This window comes from Hahella ganghwensis DSM 17046 (assembly GCF_000376785.1).
Lineage (GTDB): Bacteria > Pseudomonadota > Gammaproteobacteria > Pseudomonadales > Oleiphilaceae > Hahella > Hahella ganghwensis.
Genome location: NZ_AQXX01000113.1, coordinates 52,373 through 71,955, shown reverse-complemented (window position 1 = coordinate 71,955; position 19,583 = coordinate 52,373). Strand labels below are relative to the sequence as shown.

21 protein-coding genes are annotated in these 19,583 nt (G+C 49.0%); 13 read left to right on the top strand and 8 right to left on the bottom strand.

What is annotated here, in order from left to right:
• On the top strand, positions 1–255 hold a 255-nt coding region (locus F566_RS0113525; RefSeq protein WP_020407534.1), incomplete at its 5' end, for an IS3 family transposase.
• A gap of 15 nt (positions 256–270) precedes the next feature.
• Here F566_RS0113525 and F566_RS32855 read toward each other — a convergent pair.
• The 3 genes from F566_RS32855 to F566_RS32845 all read right to left on the bottom strand — a co-directional run bounded on the left by F566_RS32855 (position 271) and on the right by F566_RS32845 (position 2,591).
• The gene (locus tag F566_RS32855; protein WP_020407533.1) at positions 271–969 is read right to left on the bottom strand and encodes an ABC-three component system protein; all 699 of its coding nucleotides are present in this window, start codon (positions 967–969) and stop codon (positions 271–273) included.
• Positions 966–1,247 (bottom strand): addiction module antidote protein, encoded by a 282-nt coding sequence (locus F566_RS38345; RefSeq protein ID WP_020407532.1) that lies wholly within the window; start codon positions 1,245–1,247, stop codon positions 966–968. Before F566_RS38345 ends, F566_RS32855 begins: the two co-directional genes overlap by 4 nt.
• Positions 1,248–1,361: 114 nt before the next feature.
• On the bottom strand, positions 1,362–2,591 hold the full coding sequence (locus F566_RS32845; RefSeq protein ID WP_020407531.1) for a tyrosine-type recombinase/integrase: 1,230 nt from the start codon (positions 2,589–2,591) through the stop codon (positions 1,362–1,364).
• A gap of 463 nt (positions 2,592–3,054) precedes the next feature.
• Between F566_RS32845 and F566_RS0113505 the strand changes: the two genes are divergently transcribed.
• The 3 genes from F566_RS0113505 (at position 3,055) to F566_RS0113495 (ending at position 5,834) form a co-directional block, all read left to right on the top strand.
• Entirely contained in the window at positions 3,055–3,543 is a 489-nt protein-coding gene (locus tag F566_RS0113505; protein WP_020407530.1) for an Hcp family type VI secretion system effector, read from the top strand.
• Positions 3,544–3,633: 90 nt separating this feature from the next.
• Complete coding sequence (locus F566_RS0113500; RefSeq protein ID WP_020407529.1) at positions 3,634–5,043, top strand: hypothetical protein; 1,410 nt, start codon at positions 3,634–3,636, stop codon at positions 5,041–5,043.
• Positions 5,043–5,834: a hypothetical protein gene (locus tag F566_RS0113495; protein WP_020407528.1), complete on the top strand. Its 792-nt coding sequence runs from the start codon at positions 5,043–5,045 to the stop codon at positions 5,832–5,834. Before F566_RS0113500 ends, F566_RS0113495 begins: the two co-directional genes overlap by 1 nt.
• Before the next feature lie 396 nt (positions 5,835–6,230).
• On the opposite strand, the gene F566_RS0113485 is transcribed toward F566_RS0113495, so the two are convergent.
• Both F566_RS0113485 and norR read right to left on the bottom strand, forming a co-directional pair.
• Complete coding sequence (locus tag F566_RS0113485) at positions 6,231–7,445, bottom strand: vWA domain-containing protein (protein ID WP_020407526.1); 1,215 nt, start codon at positions 7,443–7,445, stop codon at positions 6,231–6,233.
• Positions 7,446–7,574: 129 nt separating this feature from the next.
• Positions 7,575–9,209, bottom strand: coding sequence for a nitric oxide reductase transcriptional regulator NorR (gene norR / locus F566_RS0113480; RefSeq protein ID WP_020407525.1), 1,635 nt, complete (start codon positions 9,207–9,209; stop codon positions 7,575–7,577).
• A 206-nt stretch (positions 9,210–9,415) separates the two neighbouring features.
• Here norR and F566_RS0113475 point away from each other — a divergent pair, with 206 nt between their 5' ends.
• Complete coding sequence (locus tag F566_RS0113475) at positions 9,416–9,706, top strand: hypothetical protein (RefSeq protein ID WP_020407524.1); 291 nt, start codon at positions 9,416–9,418, stop codon at positions 9,704–9,706.
• A gap of 101 nt (positions 9,707–9,807) precedes the next feature.
• Entirely contained in the window at positions 9,808–11,010 is a 1,203-nt protein-coding gene (gene hmpA / locus F566_RS0113470; protein ID WP_020407523.1) for an NO-inducible flavohemoprotein, read from the top strand.
• Between the two features lie 87 nt (positions 11,011–11,097).
• Here hmpA and F566_RS0113465 read toward each other — a convergent pair whose 3' ends face one another.
• Together F566_RS0113465 and F566_RS0113460 are read right to left on the bottom strand one after the other, a co-directional pair.
• Positions 11,098–11,775 (bottom strand): DUF6064 family protein, encoded by a 678-nt coding sequence (locus F566_RS0113465; RefSeq protein WP_020407522.1) that lies wholly within the window; start codon positions 11,773–11,775, stop codon positions 11,098–11,100.
• Entirely contained in the window at positions 11,775–12,704 is a 930-nt protein-coding gene (locus tag F566_RS0113460) for an aldo/keto reductase (protein ID WP_020407521.1), read from the bottom strand. The genes F566_RS0113465 and F566_RS0113460 overlap by 1 nt, the downstream gene beginning before the upstream one ends.
• Positions 12,705–12,869: 165 nt before the next feature.
• Here F566_RS0113460 and F566_RS0113455 point away from each other — a divergent pair, with 165 nt between their 5' ends.
• The 6 genes from F566_RS0113455 to F566_RS0113425 all read left to right on the top strand — a co-directional run bounded on the left by F566_RS0113455 (position 12,870) and on the right by F566_RS0113425 (position 17,957).
• Positions 12,870–13,364, top strand: a complete 495-nt coding sequence (locus F566_RS0113455) for an HD domain-containing protein (RefSeq protein WP_020407520.1) — start codon at positions 12,870–12,872, stop codon at positions 13,362–13,364.
• Positions 13,365–13,462: 98 nt separating this feature from the next.
• The gene (locus F566_RS0113450) at positions 13,463–14,119 is read left to right on the top strand and encodes a hypothetical protein (protein WP_020407519.1); all 657 of its coding nucleotides are present in this window, start codon (positions 13,463–13,465) and stop codon (positions 14,117–14,119) included.
• Complete coding sequence (locus F566_RS0113445) at positions 14,116–15,534, top strand: sodium:solute symporter family transporter (RefSeq protein ID WP_020407518.1); 1,419 nt, start codon at positions 14,116–14,118, stop codon at positions 15,532–15,534. The genes F566_RS0113450 and F566_RS0113445 overlap by 4 nt, the downstream gene beginning before the upstream one ends.
• Before the next feature lie 2 nt (positions 15,535–15,536).
• Positions 15,537–16,403 carry a metallophosphoesterase family protein gene (locus tag F566_RS0113440; protein ID WP_020407517.1) on the top strand — a complete coding sequence of 289 codons (867 nt, stop codon included), beginning with the start codon at positions 15,537–15,539 and terminating at the stop codon, positions 16,401–16,403.
• A 285-nt stretch (positions 16,404–16,688) separates the two neighbouring features.
• Complete coding sequence (locus tag F566_RS32840) at positions 16,689–17,246, top strand: DUF2059 domain-containing protein (RefSeq protein WP_020407515.1); 558 nt, start codon at positions 16,689–16,691, stop codon at positions 17,244–17,246.
• 183 nt (positions 17,247–17,429) lie between these two features.
• Positions 17,430–17,957 (top strand): COG4315 family predicted lipoprotein, encoded by a 528-nt coding sequence (locus F566_RS0113425; protein WP_020407514.1) that lies wholly within the window; start codon positions 17,430–17,432, stop codon positions 17,955–17,957.
• 76 nt (positions 17,958–18,033) lie between these two features.
• Here the strand turns inward: F566_RS0113425 and F566_RS0113420 are convergent, their stop codons facing one another.
• Positions 18,034–18,606, bottom strand: coding sequence for a hypothetical protein (locus F566_RS0113420; RefSeq protein WP_020407513.1), 573 nt, complete (start codon positions 18,604–18,606; stop codon positions 18,034–18,036).
• A gap of 450 nt (positions 18,607–19,056) precedes the next feature.
• Here F566_RS0113420 and F566_RS0113415 point away from each other — a divergent pair, with 450 nt between their 5' ends.
• Complete coding sequence (locus F566_RS0113415; RefSeq protein ID WP_020407512.1) at positions 19,057–19,563, top strand: COG4315 family predicted lipoprotein; 507 nt, start codon at positions 19,057–19,059, stop codon at positions 19,561–19,563.
• Positions 19,564–19,583: the final 20 nt, after the last annotated feature.

The window sequence follows — 19,583 nt, the reverse complement described above, 5'->3', positions numbered from 1 at the left end:
AAAGCCCATGGCTTTGTTGGCAGCATGAGTCGAAAGGGGAACTGCTGGGATAACGCGGTAGTGGAGAGCTTCTTCGGTAGCCTGAAGCAAGAACGGATTCAATGGCACCACTACCAGACTCGACGAGAAGCACAGCAAGATGTGTTGCATTACATCACGATGTTCTACAACAGCTTTCGGCTACATTCATATTTGGATTACCAAAGCCCGAATCAATATGAAACGGCCTGGAAAGAATTACGAGAAGTTGCTTAACTGGGTTGTCACAAATCAGTTGACCACGTCATATCTTTTGCGGAGAGTATCTGCATACTCTGCCGACATGTTGTTTATTTCGTTTTTGTCTGCATATGGAATCCGAGGTGCTGGCGGGTCATCCTCAGTTATCAATCCTGTTTTCTTATGATCTGCTAAGGCATATACCACGTCTGACAAATCATCAGGGCTAACAACCAGAGGTGAATCAACCATATCTAGATTTGCCCTTTCCGCCACTTTAGGGAAGGTCTTCAACCACATCTCCAGTTGCTCAACCCCACAAAGGCATATAGATGATTCAGGCACATTGCATTGCTTGGATATGTAAGAGCGGATTTCACTTTCTGCATTTGCAGCCAGACGCCTATTCGCAAACAACATGTAGTGATCAAGTTGCTTCGCTTCGCGCAGCTTCTTAATTCTTAATATTTCCTTGCTTAACACACTAGAATCGCCATCTACACTGTAAAAGTCGGCTTCTGAAAAGTGCTTGTTATAGCCATTCGTGTGTTTCGCCTGGATTATCGTTGTGCCAATCCATGGACTGGATTTACTTGGATATAAATCAGCAGTGCCCACGAACTTAGCATCTCTACCGCCATCGGGGCCTTTTGCAAAGCCCTGAGTAGAAATCCCAAGCAGCTCCTGACATAAAAAAACGACCAATTGCTCAAATTGATCGTCGCTCAAATCTTCATAGGCATATTTCATGTTGTTTCGTCATCCACTGATTCCTGTCTAATCGGAGCGACGGTGAGACTCATTCCAATAGCACTCAACACAGACGTTAGCGTTTTTATTGTCGGGTTACCGTTTGAAGACAATGCCCTGTATAACGCCTCTCGAGATAATCCCGCTTTTTTGGCGATAGCCGACATACCCCCTTTGTCTTCCGCAGTCTTACGAACTAATTCTAGCAACGAGCCAATCTCATCGGGTTTAGTGGTCGTCAAACCCACATACTTTGTCGTTGCAGCAGCTCTTGGCATTGATTGTATACCGTCAGTACTTACGTTTAGAGTATCCAGCCTATTCCCGCCGAGGTCGGCGTCACAAGTGTAGCTTAAAAGTTACAAAATGAACATAAAAACTCTGCCCCTAATTCATGCAGAATTGACCTGGTGCAAATCAACAACATTTGAGCTGATCAATCTTTGTACAATGCGACTCTGGATCTTCTCGGCGGACTGCCGCAAGGTCTCCGCCGTTAGGATAATGTACCCGGCTGTCACGTCATCCCGTCCGGTGGAGTGGTTCATCAGTCGCTTGAGTTTATAGCTGCCTACGTCAAGGTGCTCCGCAGTGGTGGCAAATGTCCGCCTCAGATCGTGGAAGTCGCAATGGGTGCCCGATAGGCGTTTAACCTTAGCCACCACTTTCTTGGGCTCCCGAACCTGGCCATACTCATTCTCGGCGGCAAATCCGAACTCTGAGGAAATACGGCCCTTCTGAGTCTGGAGCAGCTCATCAATGTGCTTGGTGATCGGCAGCTCCAGGGGCAAGCCGTTCTTGGTGTCATAGACCGTGAAGATAGCCGCCCGCAGATTCACGTCGGCCCACTTCAAGCTGAAGATCTCTCCACGTCTTAGCCCAGTCAGCAGAGCGAACAACATAGCGTCACAGATGGATTGGCCAGTTGGCGTTTCCTGTTGCCTCACCTCCTGCAGGGCCTTATAGAAAACTGACAGCTCACCAGGTCGAAGATGGGTCTGCCTGCGTCGAACGTTGTTCCACTGCTTACGGTGGGACAGGATCTCAACCGGGTTTTCAGGAAAGATCGAGGAACCGTCCTGGCGACAGTATTCATACTTGGCAAAATTGAATATTGCTCGTAGCACCCGCATGGTCAGGTCTGCCTGAGCTTTGGAGGCAATGCCCGCATGGATATCGACTATCACCCGGCGATCAATGTCCTTGAGGGGCTTTTCCACGAGCTTCTTAAGGTGGTTACTTACCACGCCTTCATACCCCCTCAATGTGGACAGCTTGAGCTTGCGGGCGCGCTTGTAGCCCTCAAAGGCTTCTCCCAGCGTTACGGCAGACATAGCCTCAACACGCCGCTGTTCATTCGGGTTCACCCCATCACTCAGTTCAGCCAGATGTTTTAGGGCCAGCGTGCGAGCCCTGACCGGTGATAGGCCCGGATACTTGCCAAGCGTGACCCGCACCGGGCTGCCCCCCGAAACTCGCTTGAACACCGAGAAGCTCTTCACGCCAGTTGCCGTTACTCGCAGGCGCAGTTCGGGGATCTTCTCATCCCGGTACTCGATCCGGGTCTCAGGCAGGGGTAGGTCATCTATGGCTTGTTTGGTAAAATTGAATTTTCGTTCCACATTTTCTCCGGGGTTACACTGGGGTTACATCACAATAAGATTTCATATTACATAGCGTGACCCATGTGTATATAAAAACCTTTAGAAACAATAACTTAGTTATATATTGTGATTTCGTGTGATACCGGATTATATGTTTTACGCAGACTCATAATCGGTAGGTCCACAGTTCAAGTCTGTGAGGGCCCACCAATTTCACGCCTCCCCACCAAAATCATTTTTCCTTCAGCAATTTCACTCTGCTACTCAAGATCTATACCCGAACCAGGTCTCTATCGCTACTCAAGCATGGATTATTGAAACACCAGCAAGCCTAACAATCACACCCTATCCCAAATGCCCTAAACGAACGATGTAGCCCATAATCCCGATTGAATGATACACAGCGGCCTCCTATCGTTGCCCTCCTAATGAGAATCTATCGCCTTCATTGGAGGGCATTACGGGATACAAGGAGAATCCCGTGGCAATTTACATGAACTACAACCAACTCAACGTCAAAGGCAATGTGACCGCTGAAGGCTATAAAGACTGGATTCGTCTGGATAGTTTCAACTTTGGCGTTGGCCGTCACATCACCATGGAAGCGGGCCATATGTCCAACCGGGAAGCGACCCGCCCAGCTCTGTCCACAGTGAATATCAGCAAGATCATGGATACCGCTTCTTCCGGTCTGTTCAAAGAATCCCTGACCGGGGATGCGGGCGTGAAAGTCGTGATTGATGTAGTGCGTACCGCTGCAGACAAAATCGAGAAATACGTCAGCTATGAACTGGAAGATGTAATCATCAGCAGTTACAGCGTCTCCGCAGGTAATGAGTCCGCCCCTGCCGAAACCCTATCCCTGAGCTACTCCAAACTCACCATGAGCTATACCGCCGCTGATCGTGCCAACAAAGGCGCGTCCCCTGAGCGTGTGGGTTACGACCTGGATGCAGGTAAGAAGCTGTAAGGCTGTCTCTCTGGCAACACGCCAACTACCGGGCCAAGTGCCCGGCCTCTCTTTTTGGAAAGCAGTATAAGTAAGGAGAACTTCTGCACCATGAATGCATCTGCAAATGTCAAAGCCCCGGTCAGTCAGACCAGCCTTAATAATCATGGTTTCAAGCGTATGGTCGGCTTAGCCTCTTCAGGCTTTATTCTATATTCAGACGGTCCTGAAAGCGGTATCGGCCACCGGATTTACATTCCTGCCGTCTTGGCTAAGTGGTTCGCCAGTCTTGTGAACTTACAAGGCCCTCAAACAGCTCATCGGGTAATGCGGGGAATGTCCCAGCTTTCCTCCTCTGCACAAGGATTTCAAGCCTACAGCAATGCTCAGAACGCTTTTGAGCACTTTGTAATGGTAGAGAACCTGCGGATTACCTATATCGTCCTACAAGACTACAGCCAGAAAGGTTTAAATCCGGGAGTGTATATCACTGATATAGACGGGGCGGAACACGCTAGCGGGCACAAACCCGGGTTGTTCCATGTTGAACACGAGGATGGCCAATGGAAAGCTAGCAGGAGGCCCATTAACACAGTTGCTACCCGCCATGCAGCGATTAACGGATTAGCCCGTGATATTAATACTGCAGCCGGAGATATTATGCCCGGCATGATTGCGGCAGCTTACAAGGACGACACTGCACGCCTGCAAAGCGAAGGGTACACCCTAGCTTACAACCCGCCACCGCTATATCAACGGGGTTCAGAGTGGCGCACGCCGGAACAGAAAGCTGTCTCTGGCGATCATACCGCTGCCATACTGGCAAAAGGATTGTACAACGCCCAACTTCAGAATCAGGAAGTTCACTGGACCATTCACGGTGAGGGGGCCACCTTACTATTGAACGCCTTGAAGAAGTTACCGCCTCGGTTTAGTCTGGATAAACACACGTTGTTTTTCGCCGCCCCTTCCCCTGTGATGAACGAACTGTTTACCGAAGTGGAAAACCGTCAGATGTCGTTAGCTAAAGACGTGATGAAATTCCATAAAGATGATTGGCGCAGTGTCACGGTCAGAGCTTGGCAACAATACAAAGTGGGGCAGCGATTGGCGGCGAAAGGCGGGGACCATGCGTTGACTGCCGAGATGCTGAAAGGCCAGGCCTGGACAGATGCTAAAGCGTTGAATAGCCTATTGAAACCTGTGTATCAGGCCGGAGGAGGTCTTGGCGCTATCGGAATGGCAATTGCGGCCGGGATGGAGCCAGCAGTGGCCATTGCGGTTGGCCTTGGAGGTGCCGAAGGTCTGCGGAGAGCTTGCACTTCTCTAGTCTTCAATGCAGAAACTTATCGGAACCTGTTAGCGATGAACACCACAAATACGATCCTGAATCCACATTTTAGCCCGACCATGAGCCCGACAGAATTTAACGCTCGTGCCCGAATGCAGCACGGCGGTATTACTAAGTCTTTTGTTGCCTTAGTTAGAGAACTGGGAAGCGTCTGGAGGAGACAATCTTAATGCAGTTTTTGCGTCGCCTAGAAGCGTCCAAAATGAACCCTCTAGGGCCTGATATTGCCAACGCTCCCTGGATGACGTTCAATCTGTCGGGTACGGAGCTGCGGTTCCGCTGCCCGCCTCATGAAATGCCTGACGTCAACATAACGATAGCCCCTGAGTCTCTGAATATTTATCAGGACGACATCTATGAGCGCTGGAATAGAAATGAAGAAATGGGCATGTCTATACCACTGTTACTCACTGGATGGGACTTCCGAGACAGACCATTTGGTGAGGGCAGTATTGGCTATGTGAAGTTTGAGGTTCATCTCCAAAGGCGTCACCCACATTATCGGAAAATAGATTCTCTGTTCAAACCGTCTGATATGAAAGACTGGATTCTGAGATGCTGCGAAGGTGTTTGGGGAGGCAGGAATAAACGCCTTTGGGAAAACAGAGAGAACTATGACAGCCCGATTGTGCCTGAGAATGATTTTTGGAGATACCCCCAGTCTGCCAACAAAATCCGAAAAATGGCGATCTGCGGCGCGGACACTTTTGGATATATTATTGATATACCTCTGGGGCCAAAAGAAAGGGTATGGAACCTAGCAATTTCAGACGATCATATAATTGTATTGCGCTTTGAGCCCAGACCCTTAAATCGCGAATACTACGAGCCTGACCACGACCTGGACGGAGCAGTAGAAAAAAAGATCCAAGAGTTTATGTCTCACGTTCATGTCAAGTTAGCTCCTGACGCTCAGCAGCGTTATGACGAAGTGATGATCGAAGTTAACCAGACTAAATGAAAGAGGCAGGGTCTATCAGGGTTATCATATGGACGGATATATCGAAGACTATATAAAGCACTACGCTGAGATAGTCGGATCACAAAATATTTGCTCAATCGTATCCAATGGAGCGGTATCTTCTGAGGAAGAAGCAAAGGAACTGTTAAGTTTCATTGATGCAATGTGCCGTTAGAGCCAATCAGATGAAGCATCAGGAAAAACCGTCTTAGGTTACCCAGCTAAAACATACGATGCCGAGAAGGCGGCTATGGCACTTGAAGAGTTGATTGAAGACTGTGGCTTTGAGGACCTTATTGACGACGATCTCGAGTTAGAGTGATTGGAAAGTAAAGCCACATAAACTTGGACCAACTGGAGGGGAATGACTCCCACTCCAGCCCCCACTCTTTCCCCTCACTCAAACACAAACGCTTTCTTCTCTCCCTGTACCCGGATGGCAGACATCATCGCGTCATTGACGGTGTTGGCTTCGGGTTTGGCCTGTTTGCGTTTTTCTTCTGCCACAAAGGCTTGACGGGCTTCGGTTAATGCTTTGATTTCTGACTGGATTTTCTGGCGTTCTTCTCTTTTGGCTTCAATATAACCTTTCTGTTCTTCCGGGTTCATATCAGCCATTGGCGCGGGCAGGGCCTCCTGATCCAGTTCTTCCAACGCAACTTCACCGGATTCCACGGCATCGACGAGATCCCATTTGGCATTGTCGTACACTGACGAGACTTTTGATTTGACGCGTTTTACGAGTAGCCCCAAAGAGACGTCGTTACTCTTCTGATCCTGTTCATACTGACGGCTGGCAGCGGCTTCACCTTCGCTGCCATAGGGAATATAGGTCTGATTAAGCTGGTTGTTAAGCTCCGCAATCTTTTGATCCTGAGGGGCAACGATATGAGCGATCTCATAATCCTGGTCGATGTTCATATAGTTCCCACCAGCAAGCTGAGCGCCTTTTCTCCAGCCAGTTTCCGTGCCCTCATTGTAATTTCCGGCAAAGATCGTGCTGACGGTAATGTCCCGCTTTTTGGCCAGGTTAATAGCTTTGGAATAAGATACCGGGCCTTGGGTAAAGGGCTCATTGCCGGCGATGAAAATCGCCCTGATATCCGAGGGGGACTGGCTCCATTGCAAGCCTTTCACGGCAGCATCAATGGCATATCCACAGAACTCACTGCCGCCCATGGTAGTCAAGGAGAAAAGGGCTTCGGACACCCGGTCCAGTTCACGGGTTAGACCTGTCACCTGACGCAGGTAACCATTCTCAGAGGAAAGTCTGTCATTGCCATATTCATAGACCGCCACCTCCAGAATGGGACTGACACCATTCTGCTTGGCCTTGGAGAATTCATCCACCATTTCCCATAGTTGATTGCGGGTTTGATCAATAAGCCCATCCATACTACTGCTTGTATCCAGTAGAATAGCCACCTGAATTTTAGGCGCTATCAACTGTGCCTGCTCAGCCTGCGGTGCCTGTCGACCGGTCGCGTCAGCAAGTACCTGCCCGCTACACCCCAGAGAGGCAATTAATGCCGCAGCCAAAAGGGTTTTGCGGAAGCCGAGTGCCGAACTTATGGGGAGTTTTTCATCAGTGTTTTGGGTTGAATGAATCATGGCCGTGCTCCTGATTGTTCATCATTGGTTGTTGTCGATGAAAATCAGGATACGATGATGCCAGCGGCACTATCAGACACCTCTTTGTAAAAGATCCCGTAGAAGTTTTACCGAAAGTTTACATTGGAATTAGTCAGGCTTTTCTTTAACGCCGATGTTTTTGTTTATCACGATATTCTTATTTACCACGATACTCTTATTAACCAAAACCCCCAGACGTTTTGCCAACCGGCTTAGATTGGCTCTGTCCACCTGGAGTTTCCTGGCCGCTGCCGCCCAGTTACCGTCCTCTTGATGCAATGTATCCAACAGGAGCTGACGTTGAAAAGCATCTGTCGCATCACGTAAGCCGAGGTCCGAATCTGCCTGGTATTCCGTACGCAACTTTCCTTCCGCCGATGTCTGGACCTGAGTGATCCCAGGCAATTCAGGCAGATACCCGAGTTGTGATTCCTTTATCCTGACGATAGAAGAATCACTACTACCTCTGGCAATCAGCGCAGCACGGCTGATGACATGCTCCAGCTCTCTGACATTCCCCGGCCAGTCATAAGCCTGAAGCCGCTGGATAGCTCGGCTTTCCAGCGTTAGCTGTCGCAACCCCAGCTTTCGTCTTGCGGATTCACAAAAATAGCCGGAGAGCAGGGTAATATCACCACCACGCTCACGTAGCGGGGGAATGTGAATAGGATAGACACTTAAACGATGATACAGATCTGCCCTGAAGCGGCCTTCCTCGACCTCGACTTTCAGTTGCCGGTTGGTTGCCGCCAGTACTCGGGTATTCACTGTTTCAGTATTGTCCTGTCCCAATGGCTGTATTTCTTTGTTCTGCAGGACCCGCAGTAGTTTACTTTGAGCAGCCAGAGGCAATTCGCCGATTTCATCCAGAAAAATCGTGCCCTGATTAGCGATACTGAACTTACCCGCTCGTGACCGGTCTGCCCCAGTGAAAGCGCCTTTAACATGGCCAAATAACTCGCTTTCAATCAGGTTTTCAGGAATTGCCGCACAGTTGACGTAAACCAGTGGCCCATGAAGGCGGTTTGATCGACGATGAATCGTCCGTGCGACGAGCTCCTTGCCGACTCCTGTCTCGCCTTCTATCAGCACAGAAAAATCCGATGGTGCAACCAGATCAATATCACGCTTCAGTTTATCCATTACCGGACTGCTGCCAATCAATTCCCCGCCGTCTTTGGTCAACGCCTCAAGCGTTAACTCCTCCACAACCAGTTGGCTATGCAGGGACCGATGCTCCAATTGCTGCAGAAGGATCGCCGTTTTAAGTGTGGCAGAAGACATTAGTGAGATGATGTCGAGTGTCCGTTGCGGGATCTCGTCAAAGACTTTCGGCGTCATACTATCCAACGTTAACACACCGATAATCTGATCATCGGCCAGTAGCGGCAATCCCATGCAGGCATGTACCGGCAAATCGCCATCATGGGCCAGCAACATCCCGTCATATGGGTCGGGCAAGGGGCTATCCACAGGAAAACGAATAGGCGCTCGCGACGAACAGATCGCGGCAAAGCGCGGATGAGCCTCGACATCGAATCGGCGCCCAAGACAATCCGCCGTCAGCCCCTGCTGGGCCAGAGGCTTCAGTTGCTCACCCTGTAACTCCAGCAATACCACGGCATCACAGGCAATGGTTTGACGAATCGTACTTAACAGCCGATCAAACCGATCACTACTTGTCAGGCTGCTGGTCAGATCGACGGCCAATTCAATCAGACTGGAATAATTGATATCACTCATGATTTACGATGCAGATGCCTTCATCACTATTCTTTCTCTTGAATCAAAATAACCCTTATTGGTCATTTTGACAACTTTCAACTATTGTCAAAATGACTACAAAGTAACAGCAAGAAGACATATCTACTTGTTTAATAAGCGTTTTTAAATATGGCACGGTTATCGCTCTATGAAAAGAGAATAGGAATGGAGAGAAGGTGAGAACAATGAGCGCAAGTCTTAAAGCCCAGCCGATATCGATGATTAACAGTCTTCCCACACTGGATGGCTCCCCTGCCGCTTATCAGTTTGTTATTTCCAGCGGCAACATTCTGATGGTGCTTTCCATGGCGATAATCGTCGCAACGATTTTTGTTTCCTACCTCTACCCGGAGAACTTCTCCCTGGGTACTCAGGTTGTATCCCACATACTGATGATACTTGCCGCGACAGGACTGAAAATTGGCTATGTCTTGCGATGCGCTGGTCGTCACGGACTCGGGTTCCGAGAATTGTGAAAGCCTCACCTTGCACCTGAAACCTGTTTTTCTCAATTTCGTTTTTTACATACGAAATCTCTACACACTATTTTGGGCCAACTTTCAACAAGGAGCACAATGTGCCATCAGGAATTCCGTTAAGCCAGCAACAGATCCAAGTCATTCAACAGACCATTCCTCTCCTGGAATCGGCTGGCCCAGCGATTACGGAACATTTTTATCAACGAATGTTTACCCATAATCCGGAGCTGCAGAACGTTTTCAATATGAGCCATCAACGCTCAGGCAAACAGCAATTCGCACTTTTCAGTGCCATTGCCAGTTATGCCAAGCACCTGGACGACCTTTCATCTCTGACCTCAATGGTAGAAAGAATTGCCAACAAGCATTCCAGTCTCGGCATACTGCCGGAGCATTATCCCATTGTGGGGCATCATTTGATTGAAACTCTGCGCGAATTGGCTGCCGATGCCTTCACGGATGAAGTGGAGGCTGCCTGGAGCGCCGGATATGAATTTCTGGCAAACATATTTATCGATAAAGAGGAGACGATCTATTTTACCAATGCGGAGAAAAACGGCGGCTGGAGAGGCACCAGGAAGTTCCGGCTTGTGGAGAAGCGAATTGAATCAGAGCTGGTGAAAAGTCTGGTATTTGAACCATTGGATGGCGGGACAGTCTCTGACTATAAACCCGGTCAGTACATAGGCATCAAACTTTCCATCCCAGGCCATGAGTTCGAGGAGATTCGCCAGTATTCTCTGTCGGATAAATTTAACGAGGATTGTTATCGGATTTCGGTCAAGCGCGAAGTCGTCGGTACTCCCGGTCTGGTTTCCAATTTCCTGCATGATGGTCTGCGCCTCAATGATGAAGTGGAACTCTATCCTCCTGCCGGTGATTTCTTTTATCAGGAAAGGCAAAGCCCTGTTGTTCTGATATCCGCCGGCGTGGGCATCACCCCCATGATGGCGATCGCGGAATCGCTGGCTCAGAAAAACAGCCAGCATAAAGTTTGCTTCCTGCATGCATGTGAGAACATTGAGCAACACTCTTTCAGAAAGCGTATTTCCCAACTAAAGGAAACGCTGTCGCTCACCCATCATACCTGGTACCGAAATGACCATAGCGATGAAGACAACGTACATCATGGGTTTATGGACCTTGCCCAGATTGAACAGGAGCTTCCGTTAAACGATGGGGATTTCTATCTGTGCGGACCGGTTCCGTTTATGCAGTTTGCCAAGCAGCAGTTGGTTACACTTGGTGTGGACAGTTCCCGCATCCATTACGAAGTGTTCGGACCTCATGAGGCATTCTAAAGCCCTCTTGGTCGGCCGTTGATAGAACACGCAGGAAGGTCATAAAGCAACAATATGGACCCTCCTGCGTCTCAATCCTTCATCACTTCAGGCAGGCTTTTGGTATTTGGCTACGATAATCGCAACTAACGCAATAAGAGGCGATAACAACAGCACTAAAGCTGTCGGGCTTCCCATTGTCATTAGCGTCACGCCACTCACCAGACACCATAAACAAGGTAACAGCCAAAGTATCAGATTCATCCGATTGATACGCGACAAAACAAGCATTCCCAAAGACGCAATGACCAGTGGATCGGGTGTAAGCCCAAATACTTCTGAGGCCGCAGGAAACCGGCCGATGACGATTGCAGCGAACGGGTGAATCACCACCGCATATAACACCATCCCTCCCCCCAGACTGCGCCGGATGCCAGTCTGCGCGCTCATTTGAAAACGCTTTCCCGGAACACCTATCACAATCCATAAAATGCCCTGTACAACAAAAGCTCCAGCCATATAGGTCGCGGCCCAGTTGATAGTGGCGTAATGAGACCAGAGATAGGACCAGGCGACAATGAGCCACAGCAGGCCCATCACTCCCGAGATCAGCACTCCAGATCTTGGATACGGGCGCCAGGACAGATACAACACAAACACGCCAATCAGGAGCGCCCCAGCCTGCCATGGCCATAACTCTGCATTGTAGAGCTCGAGAAGACGCCAATAAACTCGCTCGGAAAATAACAGAAAGTGTTCAGGCCGGTAGGTCCACCATTCAGTCATTAAAGATTCCGTATGTATTGTTTCATGCGGCTTCGCATTTCTGTATCAGGCAACGGTAAAGACGCAGACGCCATGTTTTCCAGCACATGGTCCACTCGGGTTGTCGCCGGAATAGCGCAGGTGACCGCCGGGTGTGAAATGATGAATTTCAATATGAACTGACTCCAACTGGTAACACGAAGCTCCGAAGACCAGGCCGGTAGAGCATATCTACGCAACCTCTCAGTCAGATATCCCTGTTGGAAAGGACGATTCACAATCACAGCGATGCCTCTCTCTTTGGCAAGAGGCAATAACCTTTCTTCCGCGTCGGTATTGATCGGGTTATAGGTCAGTTGCACAAAGTCCAGCGGATATTCCTTCATAACCTGCTCAAACAGCGAATGCTGCCGACCATGAGAGGTCGTGATCCCGATATAACGAACCCGACCATTCGCCTTCATTTTCTGCAGCGTTTCCAGGTGTGATTCCCAGGAAAGCAGATTGTGCACCTGCATCAGATCAAACTTTGGCACCGTCCAATATTGTCTGGACTGCTCCATCTGACTATCCCCCTCTCCTGAGGTCCAGACTTTTTCGGCAGAAAAGACCTTGTCGTGGGCCTTCAATTTCTGCAGACCGTAACCAATGGTCGTCTGGGACGAACCGTACATGGGCGAGGAGTCAATCATGCGCCCACCGGCTTCAAAGAAAGCAGCCATGACGGCCGTGCACTCATTCAATAGCTCGATATCACGCCCGACATTAAAGGTAATCCAACTTCCCAGTCCAACAGCGGGAATCGCTTCGCTGCTGGAGGGTATCAGCCGCGTAAGTGGGCCACTGCCAGCTCCCATGGCAATTTGCGGGCAAAGAAATGGTGACAAGGCCAGGGTCGATGCCTTCAGAATTAATGAGCGGCGGGAAATAGAACGATCCGAAATCAGCATAATGTCGCCGTATCAGGAAGTTTCGATAGCTACTTCTGGTTTACTACGTTGCGATTTGTACAGAAGATTCCCTGAAACTAAACCTTCGTCTTGCCTTGTTTTGAAGCTTATCATTATAATCAAGCTTCAACTTAACACCTGACAGCCGGTTCAACCGGAACAATATTGAGGCACATACATCATTCTGATCTCTCCCAATATCGCACCTATCTTCTCTCACTCCTAAACGCTCTCGAAGGCATTATACAACCCCCTAAGTACCATCCTGAATCAGACGCGCTTTACCATTCACTACAGGTTTTTGATTTAGCCCATCGTCAGTCGACTGACCCGGAGCTTTGGGCTGCTGCGCTATTTCACGATGTCGGCAAATCTGTTGATCAGAAAACTCATGCTCAAGTTGGAGCAGAGATGGTGGACGGCATTTTTTCCCCACGTGTTACCTGGCTTATCAGCCATCATCTTGATCTGCTTGTTGCACCACGCAAGACTCGCCTGGCTTTGGCAGGAGCAGATCAATACCAAGACCTGATACTGTTGAGAGATTGGGACCTGAAAGGCCGATCAGTATTTGCAGAGGTGACTGAACCTGAGACTGCCACAGATTTGGTGCTCAGCGGACTGATGTCCTCATCCACTGATACTGAAGACCAAAGTTAAGCTCAGTGTCGCTTTCCAACACAGCACGTTCTCAGCGCAACACATTTTCTAAAAAAGATTTTATTAGCACGAAACTGGCGTCATAACGCCCTAAAAATATGAGTAAAAAACACCGCGAAATTCGTCAACTATTAACCCGCGAAGCGGCGAGGCTGATGCATGAAGAAAGTGTCGAACAATATCTTGATGCAAAACGCATGGCCTCAAAACGGCTGTTAGGCAAGGGAACAAAATACCTAACGAAATACCTGCCCTCCAATGGAGAGATCGCAGAGGAATTACACCGGATTTCCAAATTTCATATGGAAGAGAACCATCAATCCACCTTATTTGAAATGCGCATGCTCGCTATGGATATTATGGTTAAGCTGGCGCCGTTTTGGCCAAGACTCATTGGCTCTGTCAGCACCGGCCGAATTCGACAGGGTAGCGATATTGATATCCATGTATTCTGCGATCACCCGGAACAACTCTACCAACACCTGGATGAACTAGGCTGGGGATATGAAACCCGGCAGATCTCTATTCAGAGAAACAGCCGTCAAGTGGAATACACACACATCTACCTGGCCGGTGAATATCCCATAGAATTGTCGGTTTATCCTGCCAATGACATCCGAGTGACCGGACGCAGCAGTACAGACGGCAAGCCCATCAACAGACTGTCAGCCTCTCGACTCAGAGAATTGATTGAAGAGGAACATCAAGAGGCCTGGAACTTATCTCAGCCCTTGTTGTCTAGACTTGAAATATGACGATAAGAATTCCAAGTTTGGAGACCGATCCCATGGGTTATGTGCTTCCGTTGACTGTTGCGTTGGTGGCGGTTATCTCAATATGGCTTTCCCCTAAAGCTAAAAATGAAGATGGTTTTTTCAGAGGACTCTCACCCTCAGGCAGATCTCCAAGCCTTGTGACACTGATTCTGAGCCAGGTCACTACCTGGATATTCGCGCGATCTCTTCTGAATGCCGCTATTCTGGGATATTACTATGGGATTTGGGGAACTCTGGCTTATGCCGCTTACTACCTTTCCTTTTTGACTGGCGGGATGATCATTGATTCCCTACGCTTCAAACACGGATTTTCCAGCATTCAAGAGTTTTTGAGGGATCGTTTTGGAAGTCCCGGCACTCACTGCTATAACCTGGTGATCGGCCTCCGTCTGGTAAGTGAGGTATTTGCCAATATTCTGGTGATTGGCATTCTCTTTGGCGCCGAAGGTACCCTAAGTTACACCCTGGCTGTTATGGCGTTCGCCGGTGTTACACTGCTTTACGCCATGCTGGGCGGATTACATGCCTCATTAAGAACAGACGTTTTCCAGATGCTGCTTTTTTTCGGCGTATTGGCACTTTTGACAGTTCTCACACTGGCTTCCGGGAATGCCACGATTGAGGCCGTATTCGGCAAGCCATTCGAGATCACGGAACCTGGACCAATCTTACTCATAGTCGCCCTCCTCCAGGTTTGGAGCTATCCGATGCACGACCCGGTCATGATGGACCGGGGATTCCTCGCCGATCGCCAAACCACCCGACGCAGCTTTCTCCATGCCGGCTGGATCAGTATTCTGTGCATCACCTTATTTGGTTCACTGGGCGTTATTGCCGGCGCCAACGCCATTGACGGAGATACCATGAATACGGTGCTTACCCGATTGCTGGGGGACACTCCAATGCTCCTCTTCAACATTGCATTGCTGGTGTCTGCGATGTCAACGCTAGACAGCACTCTCTCCAGCTCAGCCAAATTGGTCGCTGTGGATATGAAAGCCGTCTCGCCAACCTTATTGAACGGCCGACTGGTCATGGCCGCATTTATGTTGTTAGGTCTTGCCATGGTCTTCTTCGGCAACAAGGACCTGTTCAGCGCTGTTGCAGTCAGCGGCACGGCCTCTATGTACCTGGCCCCGGTGATATTTTTCTCACTTTGGGCAGGGCGTCAGGATATTCCTGTGTGGAGCTATGTTGGCTCCTTTGCGTTAGCTATCGGAGGTGCTGTGTTGTATTTCACCGAATCATCCGGCTATAGCGCCATGCTGGGCGAAGCCCATAAATATACCAAGCTGCTCTGGATTTCTGCGACTGTTCTGGCAGGAGGCTGCGCTCTGTTCTTCATCGGCCAGATCTTTCAGCCCCAGCCTCAATTAGTGAAAGATGGTGCCTAAGTATGATTCAGCAGGATCTGGGCCTTATGTCTGATACGGTCATTATCTTCGGAGGACCGTACAGTAACTTTCAGGCCACCCAAGCCATGTACTCAGAAGCGCAAAAGATGGGCGTCCCCGCCAGTCACATTATCTGTACAGGTGATTTGGTGGCCTATTGTGGTGATCCTGAGGCAACCGTCAACTTCCTGAAACAATGGGGGATACCTGTGGCGATGGGGAATTGTGAAGAATCCCTTGCACAAGACGCGAGCGATTGCGGGTGTGGGTTTGAAGAAGGTTCTACCTGCTCTCTTTTATCTTCAGGCTGGTACGCGTTTGCGCAACAATATACCAGTATGGATTCACGTCACTGGATGGCCTCCCTCCCCAGACAAATCAGGTTTCAATTTGCAGGAAGGCGGTTTGTCTGTGTGCATGGCGGATTCCAACAGATTAACCAGTTTATCTTCCAGTCCACCCCTGAGGACATTAAACAGAAGCAACTCATTGAGGCTGAGGCCGATGTGATGATTGGGGGACATTGCGGTATACCCTTCGGTCAAAAGCTGGAATCTGGTCTTTGGCTGAATGCCGGAGTTATCGGGATGCCAGCCAATGACGGCACTCCGAATGGCTGGTACATGACGCTGAATGAAATCAGCCATGATATTCACATCAGTTGGCACCGGTTAAACTACGATACCGCCGGAGCGCAAGCTTCCATGAAGGAAAAAGGGCTGGATACTCCCTATGCCAAAGCCCTGGCAACAGGGCGATGGCCCAGTGTGGATATTCTCCCCGATGCTGAGAAAAACCAGACGGGCATTCCCTTATCAGTCGCTTCATTGACCATGCCAGGGCAATTAACCCCATCAATAACCTCTTAAGGTAACACGACCTTCCCCGTGACCAGTCTTTCCGCCTTTATCAAAAGCTTCACCAGGGTCTGTTGAGGGGGCAGACTCTACACGAGCGTCATCAAAAACCTCAACAGACCCTAGCCGCCGTTCATTTAATTCATTGGAATTTAGTTTACACTGCTCCTCTTGCCGATTTTGGTGCAGAGAATTGCCCGCATTTCTATCGCAATGATTGGCATGGTCGCAAATCACGACCTCTGTTACCTGCAAACAGGCACTTAACAACTGGAAAACACCAAACAAGGAAATCTAATGAAGTATTTATTAACCGCCCTGTTCCTGATCACCTTTTCTCTATCAGCAACAGCCAGCGACACTTCCAAGAGGGAGACCGTAGAAGAACTGCTTGAAGTGATGAAAGCAGACGCCATGGTCGATATTATTTATTCCCAAATGAAACAAATGGCGGTAGGACTGGGCCAAAGACTGGGTGTTAAAAAAGACGAGCAAGAGATATTTGATGACTATATGGGTAATGTCTATTCCCTCATGCAAGAGCAAATGAATTGGGAGAAAATGAAAGACCCCATTATTGATGTTTATCTCAAGCACTACACCCAGGAAGAAATTCAAGGCATGCTGGACTTCTATAAAAGTGACACCGGCCAGTCTGTTCTGAAAAAGATGCCCCTGGTTGTTGCTGACTCAACCCAGGTTTCGCAACAGATGCTGCAGGAAATCCTGCCTCAGTTAAAGCAACTCGCCCAATCTTTACAAAGCGATCTACAACAAGCCCGGACAGCACAGAGCCAGACAGAAGGTGCTGATTCAGAAAATCTGGAAAACAACAGTCCGGAAACAGAAAGCTAAGATCTGAAAAAGAAGTAAGAGAAATAAAGCCCCGGCAGGTCTACATGATGCTCCAGACCTGCCGGTGATCGCCAGCCAAATTCAAAAGATATTTTTTTTACTATCTTTGCATCCAAATGCATCTCCCGTGTCGTCATAAAGAGAAACACTTAAACACACAATGTGTCCCCACAGGAGATCAATATGAAATTCGCTACTCTGACTGCTATCGCCACTCTTTCTGCCATCGCGTTTGGAAGTGCAAACACCTATGCAGATGGTATTGCCGACAGCGTCGATTACTTCGCCAAAGACAGACACTCTTCCTACAGCAATAGCCACAGCAGCTCTTATAACAACAACTACGGCGCCAGCTATAACCAGGTTGCAAGCAACGATACACAAAGCCCTTCGACCAAGCGCGTGGTCACCAAGGTAAATACTTCCATGGGAACGGTGTTTGCGAATGCTCAGGGCATGACTCTGTACACCTTCACCAAAGACGCTGAAGGAGTTTCTAACTGCTATGACGGCTGCACCGGCAGTTGGCCTCCATTTTTCGCGAAAGCCAATGCCAAAATCTGGGGGGATTTCACCGTCATTGAACGTAAAGACGGAACTTACCAGTGGGCTTATAAGAATCAGCCACTTTACACTTGGGTCGGTGACCGTCAGCAAGGAGATACCACCGGTCATGGCGTGGACAGCGTCTGGTATGCCGCACAGCCATAAGGTCAGGACTTAATTTAGGTTACCGGGGGGAAGTGACACTATCCGCAAGAATAGTTTCCCCCCGGATAAAATATTTCTAGACCGTGGTACCGCCCGTGAATACCCCAGTCCCGTCATCGTGAATGATGCCATCACGATCCCATTTATTCAGTTTCTGTAACAACTTGTCCCGAATCGACTTTGACATTCCTTTTTCAATAGCTCGACGTCTCCGCGCTTCAAGTTGCACAAGCGTCAGGTTACTCCTCAAGGCCTGAATATCACTCCCAGCACCTCCCCCGCCCTGATTGGTTTCAGGTATCAGGGGGTTGGCGTGTCCCACCCAATGCCAGGTTCTCGACGCGGCGACGCGATACAGCTCGTAATGCCAGTAGTGTGAGTATGGTTTTCCTATTTCGACTTTAAAATGAAAATTCACAGAAATGGTTGAATCGCGATTACCCATCATCGTGAGATGCCAGTTTGGCGTGATGATTGCGTTACCAAGCGTTTCCGGCTCACTTTGGCACAAAATGGCGACCATTTGAAATGCATTGGTTCCATCAACACTGACCGCATTACAGGAGGTCATCCAGCGTTTGAACAATGTACCCGAAATCTGAGTCAAAACCCCATTCGCGGGAGCCGGTGGATTATCAAGATCATACATAGTTAATACTCCTTTTACTTTTTCCAAAATCCATCCAGATCAATAGTCCAGCTTCCGGGAAAGTGATCTCCGGAATCGAGAATAAGAGTCCTCTGTCTGGACCGGGGATTTTATCTGGATCTGGCAGGAATACTGTTGCTTATACGTAACCTTGCATTTCGCCAATACAGATATTTACCAATAACGCCCAATCTTAGCCGCACACTAAATTTCATTTCTGTTATTGCCATTTAGGCCTCAACTAAAACGAAAAACAGGAAAGCTTCGGATAATGCCTACCGAGACAAAAACATCTTCTGAGTCATCTGGCTTTCACCAGTCTCCACCAGCCTTTACCTAATGCATGTATGGAAATTCCAAAAAAATATTTTTTCATTGCATCCAAATACATCTCCTGTGTCGTCATAAAGAGAAACAGTCAATCAACATAGAGCCCCATAGGAGATCAACGTGAAATTAACTACCCTGGCAGCCATCGCCACCTTGTCTACCATCGCTTTAGGAAGCGTTAATGTTTATGCAGAGGGCAAAGCCGACACCGTCGATTACTTCGCCAAGGACAAGCATTCTTCCTACAGCGTCAGCAACAGTTATGGTGACGGCTATTACCAAACAGCAAACACCAGTACACCAAGCCCCAGCAAAAAGGTCGTGACCAAAGTAAGCACGTCCATCGGGACCGTTTTCGCGAACGCTCAAGGAATGACTCTGTATACCTTCACCAAAGACGCTGAAGGTGTTTCTAACTGCTATGACGGTTGCACCGGCAGTTGGCCTCCATTTTTCGCGAAGGCCAATGCCAAAGTCTGGGGGGATTTCACCGTCATTGAACGTAAAGACGGAACTTACCAGTGGGCCTATAAGAATCAGCCACTTTACACTTGGGTTGGTGACCGTCAGCAGGGAGATACCACCGGTCATGGCGTGGGCAGCGTGTGGTATGCCGCGCAGCCATAAGCCGCAGCATATGTTCGGAG

Excerpts from the sequence above, each read along its gene's own strand:
- F566_RS32855 (WP_020407533.1), bottom strand. The coding sequence starts at position 969 with ATGAAATATGCCTATGAAGATTTGAGCGACGATCAATTTGAGCAATTG.
- F566_RS38345 (WP_020407532.1), bottom strand. The coding sequence starts at position 1,247 with ATGCCAAGAGCTGCTGCAACGACAAAGTATGTGGGTTTGACGACCACT.
- F566_RS0113500 (WP_020407529.1), top strand. The coding sequence starts at position 3,634 with ATGAATGCATCTGCAAATGTCAAAGCCCCGGTCAGTCAGACCAGCCTT.
- F566_RS0113495 (WP_020407528.1), top strand. The coding sequence starts at position 5,043 with ATGCAGTTTTTGCGTCGCCTAGAAGCGTCCAAAATGAACCCTCTAGGG.
- F566_RS0113485 (WP_020407526.1), bottom strand. The coding sequence starts at position 7,445 with ATGATTCATTCAACCCAAAACACTGATGAAAAACTCCCCATAAGTTCG.
- norR (WP_020407525.1), bottom strand. The coding sequence starts at position 9,209 with ATGAGTGATATCAATTATTCCAGTCTGATTGAATTGGCCGTCGATCTG.
- F566_RS0113475 (WP_020407524.1), top strand. The coding sequence starts at position 9,416 with ATGAGCGCAAGTCTTAAAGCCCAGCCGATATCGATGATTAACAGTCTT.
- F566_RS0113465 (WP_020407522.1), bottom strand. The coding sequence starts at position 11,775 with ATGACTGAATGGTGGACCTACCGGCCTGAACACTTTCTGTTATTTTCC.
- F566_RS0113460 (WP_020407521.1), bottom strand. The coding sequence starts at position 12,704 with ATGCTGATTTCGGATCGTTCTATTTCCCGCCGCTCATTAATTCTGAAG.
- F566_RS0113450 (WP_020407519.1), top strand. The coding sequence starts at position 13,463 with ATGAGTAAAAAACACCGCGAAATTCGTCAACTATTAACCCGCGAAGCG.
- F566_RS0113445 (WP_020407518.1), top strand. The coding sequence starts at position 14,116 with ATGACGATAAGAATTCCAAGTTTGGAGACCGATCCCATGGGTTATGTG.
- F566_RS0113440 (WP_020407517.1), top strand. The coding sequence starts at position 15,537 with ATGATTCAGCAGGATCTGGGCCTTATGTCTGATACGGTCATTATCTTC.
- F566_RS32840 (WP_020407515.1), top strand. The coding sequence starts at position 16,689 with ATGAAGTATTTATTAACCGCCCTGTTCCTGATCACCTTTTCTCTATCA.
- F566_RS0113425 (WP_020407514.1), top strand. The coding sequence starts at position 17,430 with ATGAAATTCGCTACTCTGACTGCTATCGCCACTCTTTCTGCCATCGCG.
- F566_RS0113420 (WP_020407513.1), bottom strand. The coding sequence starts at position 18,606 with ATGTATGATCTTGATAATCCACCGGCTCCCGCGAATGGGGTTTTGACT.